This window comes from Bradyrhizobium sp. CER78 (assembly GCF_029846235.1).
Taxonomy (GTDB): Bacteria; Pseudomonadota; Alphaproteobacteria; order Rhizobiales; family Xanthobacteraceae; genus Bradyrhizobium.
The window spans coordinates 65,458-82,464 of the sequence record NZ_JARVWP010000024.1; the positions used below are offsets into that span (position 1 = coordinate 65,458).

16 protein-coding genes are annotated in these 17,007 nt (G+C 65.8%); 11 read left to right on the forward strand and 5 right to left on the reverse strand.

Annotated elements, in window-relative coordinates; genetic code table 11:
- Positions 1 to 5 precede the first annotated feature (5 nt).
- From QDT69_RS33825 to QDT69_RS33835, 3 genes are all read left to right on the forward strand, one after another.
- On the forward strand, positions 6 to 1,394 hold the full coding sequence (locus QDT69_RS33825) for a 3-deoxy-7-phosphoheptulonate synthase class II (protein ID WP_050418746.1): 1,389 nt from the start codon (positions 6 to 8) through the stop codon (positions 1,392 to 1,394).
- 43 nt (positions 1,395 to 1,437) lie between these two features.
- Positions 1,438 to 1,791, forward strand: coding sequence for a diacylglycerol kinase (locus QDT69_RS33830; protein WP_076860555.1), 354 nt, complete (start codon positions 1,438 to 1,440; stop codon positions 1,789 to 1,791).
- Between the two features lie 148 nt (positions 1,792 to 1,939).
- Positions 1,940 to 3,691 (forward strand): NAD+ synthase, encoded by a 1,752-nt coding sequence (locus QDT69_RS33835; RefSeq protein ID WP_279710805.1) that lies wholly within the window; start codon positions 1,940 to 1,942, stop codon positions 3,689 to 3,691.
- A gap of 75 nt (positions 3,692 to 3,766) precedes the next feature.
- On the opposite strand, the gene QDT69_RS33840 is transcribed toward QDT69_RS33835, so the two are convergent.
- Positions 3,767 to 4,888, reverse strand: a complete 1,122-nt coding sequence (locus QDT69_RS33840; RefSeq protein ID WP_279710842.1) for a DUF2865 domain-containing protein — start codon at positions 4,886 to 4,888, stop codon at positions 3,767 to 3,769.
- 194 nt (positions 4,889 to 5,082) lie between these two features.
- Complete coding sequence (locus tag QDT69_RS33845; RefSeq protein WP_279710843.1) at positions 5,083 to 5,406, reverse strand: hypothetical protein; 324 nt, start codon at positions 5,404 to 5,406, stop codon at positions 5,083 to 5,085.
- Positions 5,407 to 5,701: 295 nt separating this feature from the next.
- Here QDT69_RS33845 and cysS point away from each other — a divergent pair, with 295 nt between their 5' ends.
- The 4 genes from cysS (at position 5,702) to QDT69_RS33865 (ending at position 9,688) form a co-directional block, all read left to right on the forward strand.
- A complete protein-coding gene (gene cysS / locus QDT69_RS33850) occupies positions 5,702 to 7,102 on the forward strand; it encodes a cysteine--tRNA ligase (protein WP_279710806.1) in 1,401 nt (466 codons plus the stop codon).
- The gene (locus QDT69_RS33855) at positions 7,099 to 7,605 is read left to right on the forward strand and encodes a GNAT family N-acetyltransferase (RefSeq protein WP_279710807.1); all 507 of its coding nucleotides are present in this window, start codon (positions 7,099 to 7,101) and stop codon (positions 7,603 to 7,605) included. Before cysS ends, QDT69_RS33855 begins: the two co-directional genes overlap by 4 nt.
- On the forward strand, positions 7,602 to 9,200 hold the full coding sequence (gene cimA / locus QDT69_RS33860; protein WP_279710808.1) for a citramalate synthase: 1,599 nt from the start codon (positions 7,602 to 7,604) through the stop codon (positions 9,198 to 9,200). Before QDT69_RS33855 ends, cimA begins: the two co-directional genes overlap by 4 nt.
- Before the next feature lie 110 nt (positions 9,201 to 9,310).
- Positions 9,311 to 9,688, forward strand: coding sequence for a VOC family protein (locus QDT69_RS33865; RefSeq protein WP_279710809.1), 378 nt, complete (start codon positions 9,311 to 9,313; stop codon positions 9,686 to 9,688).
- Positions 9,689 to 9,865: 177 nt separating this feature from the next.
- Here QDT69_RS33865 and QDT69_RS33870 read toward each other — a convergent pair whose 3' ends face one another.
- Positions 9,866 to 10,471: a TIGR00730 family Rossman fold protein gene (locus QDT69_RS33870; protein WP_279710810.1), complete on the reverse strand. Its 606-nt coding sequence runs from the start codon at positions 10,469 to 10,471 to the stop codon at positions 9,866 to 9,868.
- Between the two features lie 234 nt (positions 10,472 to 10,705).
- Here QDT69_RS33870 and QDT69_RS33875 point away from each other — a divergent pair, with 234 nt between their 5' ends.
- The 4 genes from QDT69_RS33875 to QDT69_RS33890 all read left to right on the forward strand — a co-directional run bounded on the left by QDT69_RS33875 (position 10,706) and on the right by QDT69_RS33890 (position 15,504).
- Positions 10,706 to 12,673 carry an ABC transporter ATP-binding protein/permease gene (locus QDT69_RS33875; protein WP_279710811.1) on the forward strand — a complete coding sequence of 656 codons (1,968 nt, stop codon included), beginning with the start codon at positions 10,706 to 10,708 and terminating at the stop codon, positions 12,671 to 12,673.
- 134 nt (positions 12,674 to 12,807) lie between these two features.
- The gene (locus tag QDT69_RS33880; RefSeq protein ID WP_021081990.1) at positions 12,808 to 13,506 is read left to right on the forward strand and encodes a phosphatidylserine decarboxylase; all 699 of its coding nucleotides are present in this window, start codon (positions 12,808 to 12,810) and stop codon (positions 13,504 to 13,506) included.
- Positions 13,507 to 13,583: 77 nt separating this feature from the next.
- Positions 13,584 to 14,465, forward strand: coding sequence for a CDP-diacylglycerol--serine O-phosphatidyltransferase (gene pssA / locus QDT69_RS33885; protein WP_279710812.1), 882 nt, complete (start codon positions 13,584 to 13,586; stop codon positions 14,463 to 14,465).
- Between the two features lie 319 nt (positions 14,466 to 14,784).
- On the forward strand, positions 14,785 to 15,504 hold the full coding sequence (locus QDT69_RS33890; protein WP_279710813.1) for an RraA family protein: 720 nt from the start codon (positions 14,785 to 14,787) through the stop codon (positions 15,502 to 15,504).
- Positions 15,505 to 15,568: 64 nt separating this feature from the next.
- Here QDT69_RS33890 and QDT69_RS33895 read toward each other — a convergent pair whose 3' ends face one another.
- Both QDT69_RS33895 and QDT69_RS33900 read right to left on the reverse strand, forming a co-directional pair.
- Positions 15,569 to 16,189 (reverse strand): TerC family protein, encoded by a 621-nt coding sequence (locus QDT69_RS33895; RefSeq protein WP_279710814.1) that lies wholly within the window; start codon positions 16,187 to 16,189, stop codon positions 15,569 to 15,571.
- 273 nt (positions 16,190 to 16,462) lie between these two features.
- Positions 16,463 to 17,002, reverse strand: a complete 540-nt coding sequence (locus QDT69_RS33900) for a hypothetical protein (protein WP_279710815.1) — start codon at positions 17,000 to 17,002, stop codon at positions 16,463 to 16,465.
- Between the last annotated feature and the right edge of the window lie 5 nt (positions 17,003 to 17,007).

Here is a 17,007-nt window from a genome sequence, read left to right on the forward strand (position 1 = left end):
ACCTCATGTCCGAGCGGTGGACACCCGATAGCTGGCGCGCCAAGAAGGTGCTGCAGGTGCCCGATTATCCCGATGCCAAGGCATTGGCCGATGTCGAGGCCCAGCTGGCGACCTTTCCGCCGCTGGTGTTCGCGGGCGAGGCGCGCAGCCTGAAGAAGGCGCTGGGCCGGGTGGCCGCGGGCGAGGCTTTCCTGCTGCAGGGCGGCGACTGCGCCGAGAGCTTTGCCGAGCACGGCGCCAACAACATCCGCGACTTCTTCCGCGTGCTGCTGCAGATGGCCGTGGTCATGACCTATGCCGGCGCGCTGCCGGTGGTGAAGGTCGGCCGCATCGCCGGGCAGTTTGCCAAACCGCGCTCGTCGCCGACCGAGAAGCAGGGCGACGTCGAGCTGCCGAGCTATCGCGGCGACATCGTCAACGACATCGCCTTCACCGCGGAAGCGCGCATCCCCGATCCGCAGCGCCAGCTGATGGCCTATCGCCAATCCGCGGCGACGCTGAACCTGCTGCGCGCGTTCGCGACCGGCGGCTTCGCCAATCTCGGCAGCGTGCATCAGTGGATGCTCGGCTTCCTGAAGGATTCGCCGCAGTCCCGCCGCTACAAGGAACTCGCCGACCGCATCTCGGACGCGCTGAACTTCATGCGCGCCTGCGGCCTCGATCTCGAAAGCCATCCGGAGCTGCGCGCAACCGATTTCTACACCAGCCACGAGGCGCTGCTGCTCGGTTACGAGCAGGCGATGACGCGGGTCGATTCCACCACCGGCGACTGGTATGCGACCTCCGGCCACATGATCTGGATCGGTGACCGCACCCGTCAGCTCGATCACGGCCATGTCGAATATTTCCGCGGCATCAAGAATCCGATCGGCCTGAAATGCGGCCCGTCGCTCAAGCCGGACGAACTGCTGAAGCTGATCGACATCCTCAATCCCGACAACGAGCCGGGACGCCTGACCCTGATCAACCGCTTCGGGGCCGACAAGGTCGGCGACCATCTGCCCGGCCTGATCCGCGCCGTGCAGCGCGAGGGCCGCGTCGTGGTCTGGTCGTGCGATCCGATGCACGGCAACACCATCACCTCGACCACGGGCTACAAGACGCGGCCGTTCGACCGCGTGCTGTCGGAGGTGAAGGCGTTCTTCCAGATCCATGCGGCCGAAGGCACCCATGCCGGCGGCGTGCATCTGGAGATGACTGGGCAGGACGTCACCGAATGCATCGGCGGCGCGCGCGCCATCACCGATGAGGACCTCAACGACCGCTATCACACGGTCTGCGATCCCCGTCTCAACGCCGAACAGTCGATCGACATGGCCTTCCTGATCGCCGAGCTCTTGAAGCAGGAGCGTGCCGGCAAGGTCAAACCGATGCCGGCCGCCGCGGGGTTGTGATTTGGGGCAGGCGAGTTGGGGGCAGTGACTTGAGGGCAGTGACTTGCTGAGGTTCTGGCGAGCCACCATCAACTCGCGCAACGGGCTGGCATTCGCCATCCGCTCGGAGCAGGCGATCCGCGAGGAGGTGGTGGCGCTGGTGCTGTCGCTGCCGCTGGCCTGGCTGGTCGGCGCCACCGTGATGCGCCGGGTCGAGCTGGTCGCGACCGTGGTGCTGGTGCTGGTGATCGAGCTGCTCAACACCGCGATCGAGAAGCTCGCCGACCGCCTGACCATGGATCACGACCCGCAGATCGGGCGGGTCAAGGACATGGGCTCCGCCGCCGTCGGCGTCGCGCTTGTGATGGCCGGGCTGTTCTGGCTGTTCGCTCTCGCCGAGCGCTTGGGTGCATTCTGATCCGAGCATGATCCGGAAAAGTGGTAACCGGTTTTCCGATCAAATCATGCTCAAAACAAACGACTGACGGTCATGGTGCGATTTCTGCAATCGCACCATGACCGGAAGGCAGATTGAAAGTGGCGCTTGTGCGGGACAACATAACAGTATGAGCGAACAACAGATCAAGATCACCCTGGCGCAACTCAATCCGACAGTCGGTGACGTCACCGGCAACGCCGCGAAAGCGCGTGCCGCGCGCGAGAAAGCAAAGGCCGACGGCGCCGACCTCGTGGTGCTGTCGGAGCTGTTCCTCGCCGGCTATCCGCCGGAGGATCTGGTGCTCAAGCCGGCATTCCAGTCGGCCTGCCGCACCGCGGTCGAGGAACTGGCGCGCGAGACCAAGGATGGCGGCCCGGCGATGCTGATCGGCACGCCCTGGGTCGAGGACGGCAAGCTCTACAATGCCTGCGCGCTGCTCGACGGCGGCCGCATCGCCGCGCTGCGCTTCAAGGCCAATCTGCCGAATTACGGCGTGTTCGACGAGAAGCGGCTGTTCGCGCGCGGCCCGGCGCCGGGTCCGGTGACGGTGCGCGGCGTGCGCATCGGCGTGCCGATCTGCGAGGACATCTGGCTCGAGGAGTCCGAGGAATACGAGAACGTCGTCGAATGTCTCGCCGAGACCGGCGCCGAGATCCTCGTGGTGCCGAACGGCTCGCCCTATGCCCGCGACAAGGCCGATCTCCGCCTGTCGATCGTGGTGGCGCGGGTCACCGAGAGCGGGCTCCCGATGGTCTATCTCAACGAGGTCGGCGGCCAGGACGAGCTGATCTTCGACGGCGCCTCGTTCGCGCTGAATGCCGATCTGTCGGTCGCGGCGCAGCTGCCGGCGTTCGAGGAGAACATCACGACGCTGACCTGGCGCAAGACCGCGGACGGCTGGCGCTGCTCCGGGCCGAGCACGGCGCAGCTCGAGGGCGACAAGGCCGATTACGCCGCCTGCGTGCTTGGCCTGCGCGACTACGTCCGCAAGAACGGCTTTCCCGGCGTGCTGCTCGGCGTCTCCGGCGGCATCGACTCGGCGCTGTGTGCGGCGATCGCGGTCGATGCGCTTGGTGCCGACAAGGTGCGCGGCGTGATGCTGCCGTTCCGCTACACCGCGCAGGTATCGCTCGACGATGCCGCCAAGCTCGCCGCCGCGCTCGGCATCCGCTACGAGATCCTGCCGATTGCCGACGCCGTGAACGGGTTCGAGACAATCCTGGCACCGGTGTTTGCTGGCATGGAGCGTGACATCACCGAGGAGAATTTGCAGGCGCGCGCCCGCGGCACGCTGTTGATGGCGATCTCCAACAAGACCGGCGCCATGGTGGTGACGACCGGCAACAAGTCGGAAATGTCGGTCGGCTACGCCACGCTGTACGGCGACATGAATGGCGGCTTCAACCCGATCAAGGACATCTACAAGACCGAGGTGTTCCGCCTGTCCAGCCTGCGCAATGCCTGGAAGCCGGACGGTGCGCTCGGGCCGTCGGGCGAGGTGATCCCGGTCAACATCATCATCCGACCGCCGACGGCGGAGTTGCGCGAGAACCAGACCGACCAGGATTCGCTGCCGCCCTACGAGGTGCTGGACGCGATCCTCGAGCGCCTCGTGGAGCGCGAGGAGCCGCTTGCGACCATCATCGAGGCCGGCTTCGATCGCGACGTGGTGACGCGCGTTGACCGCCTGCTCAACATCGCCGAATACAAGCGGCGGCAGGCCGCGCCGGGGGTGAAAGTGACGCGGAAGAATTTCGGCCGCGACCGCCGCTATCCCATCACCAACCGCTTCCGCGATTTCGGCAAAGCGCTGCCGGAGCCCGACGAGAAGCTGCTGACGCGCACCTCGCGCGCGTCGGCGGAGGCGTTCGAGGGGTGAACCCTCTCGAGTGCCACGAGGCTCTTCTCCCTCTCCCGCAAGCGGGAGAGGTGAAGAGAGTTCGCGGATGGACTTCTACTTCTGCTTCGGGATGAAGGTCGGGCCGACCGTGCGGATTTGACCGTCGCTTGCGGGCGCGGCCGGCGCCGTGGCGTCAGCGGCGGCGGGCTGCTGCTGTTGAGCCGCAGCCGGCGCGCCCTTCTTGCCGGCGGCCGCCTTGGTCTGCGCGCGCTGCTGCATCTTCCGCGCGCTCTCCTCGGTGACGATGATGTCGCCCTGCTGCGCAGCGGCCGTCTGGTCGTCGACCGCCTTCAACGCCTCGGCCCAGCTCTGGCCGGCCGCCCTGCAGGAGCACGACGGATTGAACTCGGTGCGGTACTTGAAGGCGTTCGGCAGCGACGAGTAGGACTGGCCGCTGATCGAGACCGCCTGGTTGATGTCTTCGCCGGGATTGCGGTAGGCGAACAGGCTGGCCTCCGCGGCCGGGCACTGCGCCTTGCAGATCTGCTCGTCGGCGGCAAAGCGCGCCGACGAGGTCGCGAACGAAATCGGGAAATAGGCGCCGTCGCAGGTGCGGACGCAGACGGTGCGGAAGGTGCCGGACTGCCCGCCATATTGCGCGTCGGGCGGGGGCAGCGGCGTATTCGGATTGGCGCCGCCGCCACCGCCGCCGAACAGGTTCTCGATGAAATTGCCGGGGCCACGTGCGGCGGCCGCGGCGTATTGCGGGCCGCAATTGTTCTGCGCCAGCGCGGTCAATACCGAGCGGCGCTGGTTCTCGCGGTCGGCGCCGCCGAGCCCGCCGGTGCGCAACCGTTCGAGATTGGCGGTCATCTGGTCGAGATTGGCGCGCATCTGCTGGATCTGGTTGTTGACCGGTCCGCACTGCGCCGAATTGTTGTTGAACAGCGAAAAGAACCCGGAGCTGTCGCAGCCCATACGCCGGGCCTGCGCCGTCACGCGATCGAGTTCGCCCTGCTGCCGCGTTGCCGCGTCCTGATAGCGGCGGATCTGCTCGTCCTTGGCCGGATCGCCGCTGCCGCCGCCGCGATCGATCGCCGCCAGCTGGCCCTCGAGCCGCACGCACATCGGATTGGCCTGCGGATTGGGCTGGGCGCCCTGGGGCGCCGGGCCGGGCGGGCCAGGCGGCACCTGCGCCAGGGCATCCGTGGTGGGCAGGGCGATTGCGCCCAACAGGGCGCAAGTCGAAAACCAGCGGGAGAAGCGAGAACGGGAGCTATTGGGCATATCCGGCCATTAAAACGACGCCGCGCGGCGAGCAACGCCAAAGCGCGCAGGCAAGGCCGCTGCAATAGCCTTTTCTCGGGGCAGCGTCACGTCGTTTCCGGGGCGCAGGTGTGGCAATAACCCCGTTTGTCCAGCAGCTTGGCTCAGCGCTGACAGGTGATGGCGACGTATTCGCCGCAGCTATTGCCGGTGCATTTCTGGTTGGCGGCGTCCGGAACCGCGCCGGTGATCTCGTCCGGATCGACGCGGCGGTAATTGGTGGCCTGCGCAAAATCCCGTGAGCGGCAGTAGGCGCGGGCGGCGGACGCGCCGCAACGGTCGCCATGGGCGAGGCACTGGTCGATGCCGTAGCCGTCGGCCTGGTTGGCGACGATGAAAACGCGGCTGTCGGCCAGCGCGGCCGAGGGGACAAGGAAGGCAGGGGCAACGAAGAGCGTGCAGGCAATCAATGCTGAAAAGGGCCGCATGGTGCACCGGTCAAAATGGCGGGGAATCCGCAGGCGTCCGGATACGCCCAATTCCTTAATAATGATTAACCATGAGGGCGTTGGCGTGATTTCGACACCCGGCGCGTTGCAAAGAGCCTGAAAACAGCCCCTTGACGCGATAATGGGGCCATGAGACATGGTGGAACCATGAACGGCCACCTCGCCATCTGCAGCATTTGCCGCGAGATTATGAGCTAGCGATTTGCTGGCTGAGGCCGTCTTTTCTCAATCCCCTGAGAATCACTGGACGCCCGGCCGCAAGGGACGGTGATCCATGGAATTGCGCCTTTACGACACGTTGACCCGGGAGAAGCGGCCATTCGTGCCGCTCGATGCCAACAATGTCCGCATGTATGCCTGCGGACCGACGGTCTACGACTTCGCCCATATCGGCAACGGCCGGGCGGCCATTGTCTTCGACGTGCTGTTCCGCGCGCTGCGCCATCGCTATGGCGCCGGCCACGTGACCTATGTCCGCAACATCACCGACGTCGACGACAAGATCAACGTCCGCGCCGCGCGGGACTATCCCGGCGTGCCGCTGAACGAGGCGATCCGCAAGGTCACCGAGCAGACCTACCAGCAGTATCAGGATGACGTTGCAGCGCTCGGCTGCTTGACCCCGACCGTGCAGCCGCGCGCGACCGAGCACATCCCGGAGATGCGCGCGATCATCGAGAAGCTGGTCGCCGGCGGCTTTGCCTATGTCGCCGAAGATCACGTGCTGTTCTCGCCGCAGGCGATGAACGCGGCCAATTCGGTGCTGCCGCGCTACGGCGCGCTGTCGAAGCGCTCGCTCGACGAGATGATCGCGGGTGCCCGCGTCGACGTTGCGCCCTACAAGCGCGACAACACCGACTTCGTGTTGTGGAAGCCGTCGAAGCCGGGCGAGCCGTCCTGGCCGTCGCCGGCAGGCATTGCGGTCGAGGGCCGGCCCGGCTGGCACATCGAATGCTCGGCGATGGCCTGGAAGCATCTCGGCGAGAAGTTCGACATCCATGGCGGCGGCATCGACCTGGTGTTCCCGCACCATGAGAACGAGCTCGCGCAGACTTGCTGCGCGTTTCACACCGACCGCATGGCCAATGTCTGGATGCACAACGGTTTCCTGCAGATCGAAAGCGAGAAGATGTCGAAGTCGCTCGGCAACTTCTTCACGATCCGCGATCTGCTGGCGGATTGGCCGGGCGAGGTGCTGCGGCTCAGCATGCTCCGAACGCACTACCGTTCGCCGCTCGACTGGACGCTGAAGAGCGCGGAAGAAGCCGCAAGGACGCTCGACGACTGGTATGCGGTCGCGGCCGATGCCGAGCCCGGCGCGCCGTCGCCGGCGATGGTCGAGGCGCTCTACGACGATCTCAACACCGCGCAGGCGATGGCCGTGCTGCACGGCCTGCGGAATGCTGCCGCGAGCAGCGAGGCGGGCCGCAAGGAATTTGCCGGTTCGCTGCGGCTGCTCGGCTTCCTGTCGGAAAGCGCGGCGGCGTGGGAGGCGCGCAAGCAGCAGGCGAGCGGCGTCGATGCTGCCGCGGTCGAGGCATTGATCGGCGAGCGCACCGCGGCGCGTGCGCGCAAGGACTTCAAGGAGTCCGACCGGATCCGCGATCAGCTCGCCGCGATGGGCGTGGTGATCAAGGACTCCAAGGAAGGCACCACCTGGGAGATCGCGCGATGAGCCGTTCCGCACCCGCGTTGCGCCCGTATCTGCCTGACGATGCGCCACTGCTGGCGGCGATCTTCGCGGCGTCGATCATGGACCTGACCGGCGACGATTACAGCGAAGCGCAGCAGGAGGCCTGGGCGGCGGCTGCCGATGACGAGGCGGCGTTCGGCAAGAAGCTCGCCGGGCAACTGACGCTGATCGCGACGTTGCAGGGCGCGCCTGTCGGCTTCGCCTCGCTGAAGGGCGCCGACTATGTCGACATGCTCTACGTGCATCCGAGTGCCGTGGGGCAGGGTGTCGGCGCCGCGCTGTGCGATGCGCTGGAGAAGATCGCGAGCGCCCGCGGCACCAAGACCCTGAAGGTCGATGCCAGCGACACTGCGCTCGAATTCTTCCGCAAGCGCGGCTACGCCGCACAGCAGCGCAATTCGGTGACCATCGGCGACGAATGGCTCGCCAACACCACGATGCAGAAGACGCTCGACGGCGTTGCCGCGCCCGGAGGCCACGCATGAGCCGCGAGCGCCTCTATCTGTTCGACACCACGCTGCGCGACGGCGCGCAGACCAATGGCGTCGACTTCACGCTGCAGGACAAGCAGGTGATCGCGGGCATGCTCGACCAGCTCGGCATCGACTATGTCGAGGGCGGCTATCCCGGTGCGAATCCGACCGATACCGAGTTCTTCAGCAGGAAACCTGCGTTCGACCACGCCCGCTTCACCGCCTTCGGCATGACGCGGCGGCCGGGGCGCTCGGCCTCGAACGACCCGGGGCTCGCCGGCATCCTCGAGGCCAAGGCGGACGCGATCTGCTTCGTCGCGAAATCCTCCGTCTACCAGGTCCGGGTCGCGCTCGAGACCACCAATGAGGAGAACCTCGCCTCGATCCGCGACAGCGTCGCCGCCGCCAAGGCGCTCGGCCGCGAGGTGATGGTCGACTGCGAGCATTTCTTCGACGGCTACAAGGAGAATCGCGACTACGCGCTCGCCTGCGCGACTGCGGCCTATCAGGCCGGCGCGCGCTGGGTGGTCCTATGCGACACCAATGGCGGCACCATGCCGCATGAGATCGAGACCATCGTCGCTGATGTCGTCACGCAGGTGCCCGGCGCCCATGTCGGCATTCATGCCCATAACGACACCGAGCAGGCGGTCGCCAACTCGCTCGCCGCGGTGCGCGCCGGCGCGCGGCAGATCCAGGGCACGCTCAACGGCCTCGGCGAGCGCTGCGGCAACGCCAATCTCTGCTCACTGATCCCGACCCTAAAGCTGAAGCAGGAGTTTTCCGACAAGTTCGAGATCGGCGTCACCACCGAGAAGATGGCGACGCTGATGAAGGTGTCACGCACGCTCGACGACATGCTGAACCGCGCGCCGAACCGTCACGCGCCGTATGTCGGCGAGAGCGCTTTCGTCACCAAGACCGGCATTCATGCCTCTGCCGTCATGAAGGATCCGCAGACCTACGAGCACGTGCTGCCGGAGACCGTCGGCAACCACCGCAAGGTGCTGGTCTCGGATCAGGCCGGCCGCTCCAACGTGATGGCCGAGCTCGACCGTGCCGGCATCGCCTATGACAAGAGCGATCCGCGCCTGACGCGGCTGGTCGAGGAGTTGAAGGAGCGCGAGGCCGCGGGCTTCGCCTATGAATCCGCCAACGCCTCGTTCGACCTCTTGGCGCGCCGCACGCTCGGCAAGGTGCCGGAATATTTCAAGGTCGAGCAGTTCGACGTCAATGTCGAGCAGCGCTACAACGCCAACGGCCAGCGCGTCACCGTGGCGCTCGCGGTCGTGAAGGTCGACGTCGACGGCGAGCACCTGATCTCGGCCGCCGAAGGCAACGGCCCGGTCAACGCGCTCGACGTGGCGCTGCGCAAGGACCTCGGCAAGTACCAGAAATACATCGATGGCCTGAAGCTGATCGACTACCGCGTGCGTATCCTCAATGGCGGCACCGAGGCGGTCACGCGGGTTCTGATCGAAAGCGAGGACGAGACCGGCGAGAGCTGGACCACGGTCGGCGTCTCGCCCAATATCATCGACGCCTCGTTCCAGGCGCTGATGGATTCGGTATTCTACAAGCTGGTGAAGTCGGGCGCGCAGGCGTGAGCAATTGATCCGTCATTCCGGGGCGGTCCGCAGGACCGAACCCGGAATCTCGAGATTCCGGGTCTGGTCCTTCGGACCATCCCGGAATGACAAGCGGAAGGACTGCCACCATGATCGACCACGTTTCCGTCGGCGTCCGCGATCTCGAGCGCGCCGCGCGATTCTATGAGCCGACACTGGCCGCGCTTGGCCTGAGCCGCCTCGTCACGCGGCCGGTGACGATCGGCTTCGGCAAGGCCTATCCCGAATTCTGGATCAATCTGCGCGCCACGATGGCGCACGTCGCGCATGAGAGCGGCACCCATATCTGCCTGCGCGCGAAGACCACCGCCGAGGTCGATGCCTTCCACGCCGCTGCGCTGGCGTCCGGCGGTCTCTCCGATGGTCCGCCAGGCCTGCGCCCGCACGACCGTGTGCGCTATTATGCGGCCTTCGTCCTCGACCCCGACGGCAACCGCATCGAGGCCGTGACGTTTCCGAATGAGTAGCAGCTCAGTGGACTAGCGCGCTCACCTCGACCCGTCATCCTGAGGTGCGAGCCCTTGCGAGCCTCGAAGGATGCACGGCCACCAGCCGGGCCGTTCATCCTTCGAGACGCGCTTCGCGCTCCTCAGGATGACGGGTTAGAGAGCTGCGCGAGCTAACTCAGGCGCGAATACGCCCGCCTACAGCCGCCGCGCCACTTCGGGGGCGAGCTCCTTCGCGGCTGCCGGCTTGCCGGCCACCGCCGACCGCAGCCGCGGCAGGATGTCGTCGACGCGGTCGGCCATCAGGACGTTGATCGGCAGCGTCGGGCGGATGAACTCGGTCATCCGCATGTGGTTCAGCAGCGAGAGCAGGGGCTCCCAGAAATTGTCGATGTTGGCGAGCAGGATCGGCTTGGAGTGGCGGCCGAGCTGCTGCCAGGTCAGTTGCTCGACCAGTTCCTCCAAGGTGCCGATGCCGCCGGGCAGTGCCACGAACGCGTCCGAGCGCTCGAACATCAGCCGCTTGCGCTCATGCATGTCGGGCGTGACGATCATCTCCTGAACCGAGGTCAGCGCATTCTCGCGCGCCCGCAGGAATTCGGGAATGATGCCGGTGACGGAGCCGCCATGGTCAAGCGTGGACTTTGCGACCGCGCCCATCAGGCCGATCGAGCCGCCGCCATAGACCAGGCGAACGTTGCTTTCGGCAAAGGCCTTGCCTAGCGCGATGGCAGCTTCAACGAAGCGGGGATTGTTACCGGGGCCGGAGCCGCAATAAACACAGACGGTCTTGATTTGGTTCATACGATCCTTGTGGCACTGCAGCGTAAAGAGGGTCAAGACTCGCATATGGGGATTGAGGGCCAAAAAATCCCGTAAATTCCCGCGAATCGCGAACAATTTTCGTCATAAGCCTGTACGCCGCGTTCAAACGATCTATATGACGGGCACAATGGCAAATCGTGGAAAAGATGTGGCAGCGGACCGCCGCGCCATGACGGCGAGAGCGGGCTCCTGATGGTGCCGCCGCAACCGACTATGACCGCTGCCGATCAGCGCACGGCTACGCCGCCGGCCGCCGAGAAGGGCACGCTGCTCGGTACCCTCGTTCATCTCTGGCCCTACATCTGGCCCGGCGATCGCGCCGATCTGAAGATGCGTGTCATCTGGTCGGTGGTGCTGCTGCTGTTCGCCAAGCTCGCGACGCTGTCGGTGCCGTTCACCTTCAAATGGGCGATCGACGCGCTGAATGGCGCGGGCTCGGCGCCGGTCGAGTCGTCGAACTGGGTGCTGTGGTTGATCGCCTCGCCGGTGCTGATGACGATCAGCTATGGCGCGGTGCGCATCATCATGGCGGTGCTGACGCAGTGGCGCGACGGCATCTTCGCCCGCGTCGCGATGCACGCGGTGCGGCGGCTCGCCTACATCACCTTCGTCCACATGCACGAGCTGTCGCTGCGCTTCCATTTGGAGCGCAAGACCGGGGGCCTGACCCGCGTCCTGGAGCGCGGCCGCTCCGGCATCGAGACCATCGTGCGGATGGTGATCCTGCAGCTGATCCCGACCATCGTCGAGGTCACGCTGCTGGCGGGGATCCTGCTCTGGCAGTTCGACTGGCGCTACGTGCTCGCCGTGCTGCTCACCGTCGTCGTGTTCATGTACTTCACCTACATCGCGACCGAGTGGCGGATCGAGATCCGCCGCAAGATGAACGATTCCGACACCGAGGCGAACACCAAGGCGATCGACTCGCTGCTGAACTACGAGACGGTGAAATATTTCGGCGCCGAGGAGCGCGAGGCGAGCCGCTACGACCGCTCGATGCAGCGCTACGAGCAGGCCAGCGTGAAGACCTACACCTCGCTTGCGGTGCTCAACACCGGGCAGGCGATCATCTTCACCGCCGGCCTGACCGCGACCATGCTGATGTGCGCGTTCGGCATCCGCAACGGCACCCACACCGTCGGCGATTTCGTGCTGATCAATTCGATGATGATCCAGCTCTACGTGCCGCTGAACTTCATGGGGATGGTCTATCGCGAGATCAAGCAGGCGATCATCGACATCGAGAAGATGTTCGACGTGCTGGAGCGCGATCCGGAGGTGGAGGACGTGCCCGGCGCCAAGCCGCTCGCGGTGTCCGCCGGCAGCGTGCGCTTCGAGGACGTCCGCTTCTCCTACGAGCCTGACCGGCCGATCCTGAAAGGCCTGAGCTTCGAGGTGCCGGCCGGCAAGACGGTCGCGATCGTCGGTCCCTCCGGCGCCGGCAAGTCGACGATCTCGCGGCTCCTGTTCCGGCTCTACGACGTCTCCGGCGGCCGCATCCTGATCGACGGCCAAGACATCAAGAGCGTGACGCAGGCGTCCCTGCGAGCCTCGATCGGCATGGTGCCGCAGGACACCGTGCTGTTCAACGACACCATCCGCTACAACATCCGCTACGGCCGCTGGGACGCCAGCAATGAGGAGGTTGAGGAGGCCGCGCGGCTCGCCCAGATCGACGGCTTCATCCGGATGTCCCCGCAGGGCTATGAGACGCCGGTCGGCGAGCGCGGCCTGAAGCTCTCCGGCGGCGAGAAGCAGCGCGTCGCGATCGCGCGCACGGTCTTGAAGGCGCCGCCGATCCTGGTGCTGGACGAGGCGACCTCCGCGCTCGACAGCCATACCGAGCACGAGATCCAGGGCGCGCTGGAGCGGGTCTCGCGCAACCGCACCTCGCTGGTCATCGCGCACCGGCTGTCGACCATCGTCGGCGCCGACGAGATCATCGTGCTGGACCAGGGCCGCATCGCCGAGCGCGGCACCCACGCGCGGCTTTTGGCCGCCGACGGCCTCTACGCCAGCATGTGGAACCGGCAGCGCGAGGCCGAGGAGGCCCGCGAACGGCTCGCCCAGGTCGACGAGGACGGTACCGCGCCGAATCGCCTGCCGCCGGCAGTCACGGAGTCGTCGGACAATTCCACCCCTGACGCGGGTGAGAAACCCTTGCCGACCGCCGCGGAATAGTCGATTAGGGCATGATCCGGAAAAGTGCGAAGCGGTTTTCCGAAAAGATCATGCCTAAAGCAACCGACTAAAGCGCGATGATCGCGCTTTAGGGCGTCTCCCGCCGCAGGGGCGGGGTACCACAGCGAGTTCTGATGTCGATCGCCAATTCCATCCGCGCGCAGATCCCGCCGATCCACCCCGAGGGCTATCCCTTCATCGGCGGATTCGCTCTGGCGAGCCTGATCCTGTTCTGGATCTGGACCCCGCTGGGCTGGATCGGGACGCTGCTCACGGTCTGGTGCGCGCTGTTCTTCCGCGACCCCGTGCGGGTGACGCCGCTGCGCGACGGCATCGTGGTGTCGCCGGCCGACGGCCGCGTCTCCATGGTGGTGCAGGCGCTGCCGCCGGCCGAACTCGGCCTCGGCGACAAGCCGCTGCCGCGGGTCTCGGTGTTCATGAGCGTGTTCAACTGCCATGTGAACCGCAGCCCGGTGGCCGGCCGCATCGACCGCATCGCCTACCGGCCCGGCGCGTTCATCAATGCCGAGCTCGACAAGGCGAGCGAGGACAATGAACGCAATTCGTTGGTCATCTCGAGCTCGAACGGGCGCATCGGCGTGGTCCAGATCGCGGGCCTCGTGGCGCGCCGCATCGTCTGCTTCGTCAAGGAAGGCCAGTCGATCGGTGCCGGCGAGCGTTTCGGCCTGATCCGGTTCGGCTCGCGGCTCGACGTCTACCTGCCCGAGGGTACCAAGGCGCTGGTCTCCGAGGGGCAGACCGCGGTTGCCGGCGAGACCATCCTGGCGGATTTCCGCGGTGCCGATCCTGGCCGCACCTACCGCGCCGATTAACTCTCTTTCGCTAGCCCAATCAGCCGGTTCCCGCGCCGATGGCGGAGCGGGGCCATGCTTGCTATATTCATCGGGCCATGACGCCATTCGATAACAATTCCAGCGAGCTTCGCCGCCGCCGGTTCCGCCCGATCCCGGTGCGGATGCTGGTGCCGAACATGATCACGTTGCTGGCGATCTGCGCCGGCCTGACCGCGATCCGGCTGTCGACGGAAGGGCGGATGGAGCTGGCGGTCGCCGCCATCGTGTTCGCCGCGATCCTCGACGGCATCGACGGCCGCGTCGCCCGCATGATCAAGGGCCAGTCGAAATTCGGCGCCGAGCTCGACAGCCTCGCCGACTTCGTCAATTTCGGCGTCGCGCCGGGCCTGATCCTGTATTTCTGGCAGCTGCACGAATTGAACAATGGCGGCTGGATTGCCGCGATGGTGTTCGCGATCTCCGGTGGCCTGCGCCTTGCGCGCTTCAATGCCTCGATCGACGATCCGAACAAGCCGGCTTTCGCCGCGAATTACTTTACCGGCGTGCCGGCGCCGGCCGGTGCGATCACCGTGCTGCTGCCGATCTATCTCGCCTTCCTCGGCGTGCCGATGCCGCCGGCGACCTTGACGGCATTCTACACGCTGCTGATCGCCTTCCTGATGGTGTCGCGCCTGCCGGTGTTCTCCGGCAAGACCGTGAAGATGCGCGTGCCGCCGGAGATGGTGCTGCCGGTGTTCGTCGCCGTGGTGTTCTTCGTCGCGCTGCTGATCGGCTACCCCTGGCACATCCTGTCGGCGGGTTCGGTGGCTTACCTGATCAGCCTGCCCTGGGGCTGGAAGTCCTATCGCGACCAGGAGCGCCAGCTTGTGGCGCAGACGCAAGCCGCGAGCGCGCCGGCGGCGACATCGCCTGCGGCTTCCTACGCGGCGCCGGTCGCGGAGAGCGACCACGACGACCGTCCGACGCATCTGCATTAAGGCCCCCGTGTGATCCGTCGTCCCCGCGCAAAGGCTTCGCCTTTGTCGCTGGAGGAGCGCGTAGCGCGTCTCGAAGGATGCACCGCCACAGACGGGCCGCCGACCTTCGAGATGCGCGTTCCGCGCTCCTCAGGGTGACGGTGATGGAGCACTTCCGCAAATATCAGCCATGAGCGTGCCTCGGTTGGGTTCGCCAGCGATCTCGGCTATAGGCTGGGGCGGCCCGCTTGAGCATGATCCGGAAAAGTGGAAACCGGTTTTCCGAAAGCATCATGCTCAAACAAAGAAATCTGACGCCAAAAATCAGGAGAGAAACGCCGTGACGACATCCGCTTCCGCCCCGCTTCCTGCCTCTGTCCTTGAAGCGTTGGCGCGCTATGACACGCCGACGATCTGCAACGCGATGGAGATCGTAGCGCCCGAGCGCCGTCTGATCGGCTACACCGTGAAGCCGCTGGTCTGCCCGTTCCCGACCTTGCCGCCGATCGTCGGCTATGCGCGCACGGTCGCGATCCGCTCGGTGCTGAAATCCGGCCTCTCGGCCGAAGAGCAGTCGAAGCGACGCATCGACTATTACGAATATGTCGGCACCGGCTTCGGTCCGCGCATCTCTGTGATCCAGGACATCGACGGTCCCGACGTCGGCTATGGCGCGTTCTGGGGCGAGGTGCAGAGCGCCGTACACAAGGCGCTCGGCTGCCTCGGCGTCATCACCGACGGCTCGATCCGCGACATCCCGCAATGGGCGCCGGGCTTCCAGGCGCTGGCCGGCTCGATCGGCCCGTCGCATGCCTGGGTGCATGCCGAAAGTTTTGGCGGCGAGGTCCGCGTCGCCGGCATGACGGTGCGCTCCGACGACCTGATCCACGCCGATAGCCACGGCGCGATCGTGATCCCCTATGAGATCGCGGCGAAGCTGCCCGAGGCCGCCGAGCTCTGCGGCCGCCGCGAGACTCCGATCCTGGACATCGCACGCAGCAAGGACTTCACGCTCGAGAAGCTGAAGGACGCGCTGAAGCGTTCGGCCGAGATCCACTGACGCAACGCGCGTCTTCGATTTGCTGAACGGCGGGCCGGAAGGCCCGCCGTTTTGTTGTCGGTCGTCAGGCCGGCGCGACCTTGGCGATCTCGGACGCGCCGCGAATGGTCATGTCGACGGCGACATAGAGGATCACGGCGAGGCCGACATAGGCGATCCAGCGGTGGTTCTGTAAGAGCCGCGCGATGAAAGTGGCGGCCGCGCCCATCATCGCGATCGAGAGCGCAAGGCCGAACACCAGCACGATCGGCTGCTCGCGCGCCGCACCGGCAACCGCCAGCACGTTGTCGAGCGACATCGAGACGTCGGCGACGATGATCTGCGTCGTCGCCTGCCATAGCGTCTTGCGCGGCACCTCCGCGCCGTCGATGCCATCCAACGCGGTGGTCCCGTGCGCGCTGGCGCGCAGCTCACGCCACATCTTCCAGCACACCCACAGCAAGAGGATGCCGCCGGCCAGCAGCAGGCCGACGATCTGCATCAATTGCGTGGTGAGGAGCGCGAACAGGATGCGCAGCAGCGTCGCGGCGCCGATGCCGATCAGGATCGCCTTGCCGCGTTGCGTTGCCGGCAGGCCTGCCGCGGCAAGGCCGATCACGACGGCATTGTCGCCGGCCAGCACGAGATCGATGACGACGACTTGCAGCAAGGCGCTGAGTGCCTCGAGTGAGAGCAGTTCGGACATGAATCATCCCCTTGAGGTCGGGGAGCGGACCGTCTCGACGAATCCAGATGCGGCCGTCGTGCCGACGGCAAATCCGCCACGACGGTGTCACGTCGCGGGTCGAAGCAGGGCCACTCCAACTGAGTTCCAGTCCGACATCGCAGCTTGTGGCTGCCAGAGGGGCCCGGCCTGGGATTACGGTCGCTAAAGCGCGATGAGAAGCGTCATCGCACTTTAGCTTCTTATTTGAGCATGATCTGTTCGGAAAACCGCTTCACACTTTTCCGGATCATGCTAGTCCGGACGAAGCGCCGCCTGTTCCTCGAAGAACAGCGCCGCCTGATCCGGCTCGCCGAGGATCGCCGCTGCACACCCCATGAAGGTGAAGGCACCGGCAAAATCCCACAGCGTGAGGTTCGCCGCGCTCGTGCGCACGTGGATCACGCGCGCCGCAAGCGCGGCAATGGCTGCCTCCGCGAACAACAGCAGGCTGAGCGCGGGCAGCACGAGTGCGGGCTCAACCAGACGAAGCGTCAGGACGATCGGCAGCGCGGTCAGCACGCCGAACAACACGAGCATGCCGAATGGCTCCAGCAAGGGAGCCTTCCGCAAGATCCCGTCTGGAATGGTCGAGGACATTCCGGTATCCTGGCTTTGTCGTTCATATCGACGATACCAGAATCCACTCACGTTGACGCGCGGCGCGGCGCCGCGCGTCCGCAGGCCGCGCGACAAGCTGTACGCATTGTGGAGATGGAGGAGGGCTGTGGTCGGAGTCATCTCGGACGCCGTTTTGGTGCGGATGGTGCCCTGGCATGCCATGGCAAAGTTCACGCGGC

Bases quoted from the DNA above. Each gene is read 5' to 3' on its own strand.
- QDT69_RS33870 (WP_279710810.1), bottom strand. From the start codon at position 10,471: ATGAACCAAATCAAGACCGTCTGTGTTTATTGCGGCTCCGGCCCCGGT.
- QDT69_RS33875 (WP_279710811.1), top strand. From the start codon at position 10,706: ATGACCGCTGCCGATCAGCGCACGGCTACGCCGCCGGCCGCCGAGAAG.
- QDT69_RS33880 (WP_021081990.1), top strand. From the start codon at position 12,808: ATGTCGATCGCCAATTCCATCCGCGCGCAGATCCCGCCGATCCACCCC.
- pssA (WP_279710812.1), top strand. From the start codon at position 13,584: ATGACGCCATTCGATAACAATTCCAGCGAGCTTCGCCGCCGCCGGTTC.
- QDT69_RS33855 (WP_279710807.1), top strand. From the start codon at position 7,099: ATGAGCCGTTCCGCACCCGCGTTGCGCCCGTATCTGCCTGACGATGCG.
- QDT69_RS33835 (WP_279710805.1), top strand. From the start codon at position 1,940: ATGAGCGAACAACAGATCAAGATCACCCTGGCGCAACTCAATCCGACA.
- cimA (WP_279710808.1), top strand. From the start codon at position 7,602: ATGAGCCGCGAGCGCCTCTATCTGTTCGACACCACGCTGCGCGACGGC.
- cysS (WP_279710806.1), top strand. From the start codon at position 5,702: ATGGAATTGCGCCTTTACGACACGTTGACCCGGGAGAAGCGGCCATTC.
- QDT69_RS33845 (WP_279710843.1), bottom strand. From the start codon at position 5,406: ATGCGGCCCTTTTCAGCATTGATTGCCTGCACGCTCTTCGTTGCCCCT.
- QDT69_RS33895 (WP_279710814.1), bottom strand. From the start codon at position 16,189: ATGTCCGAACTGCTCTCACTCGAGGCACTCAGCGCCTTGCTGCAAGTC.
- QDT69_RS33825 (WP_050418746.1), top strand. From the start codon at position 6: ATGTCCGAGCGGTGGACACCCGATAGCTGGCGCGCCAAGAAGGTGCTG.
- QDT69_RS33865 (WP_279710809.1), top strand. From the start codon at position 9,311: ATGATCGACCACGTTTCCGTCGGCGTCCGCGATCTCGAGCGCGCCGCG.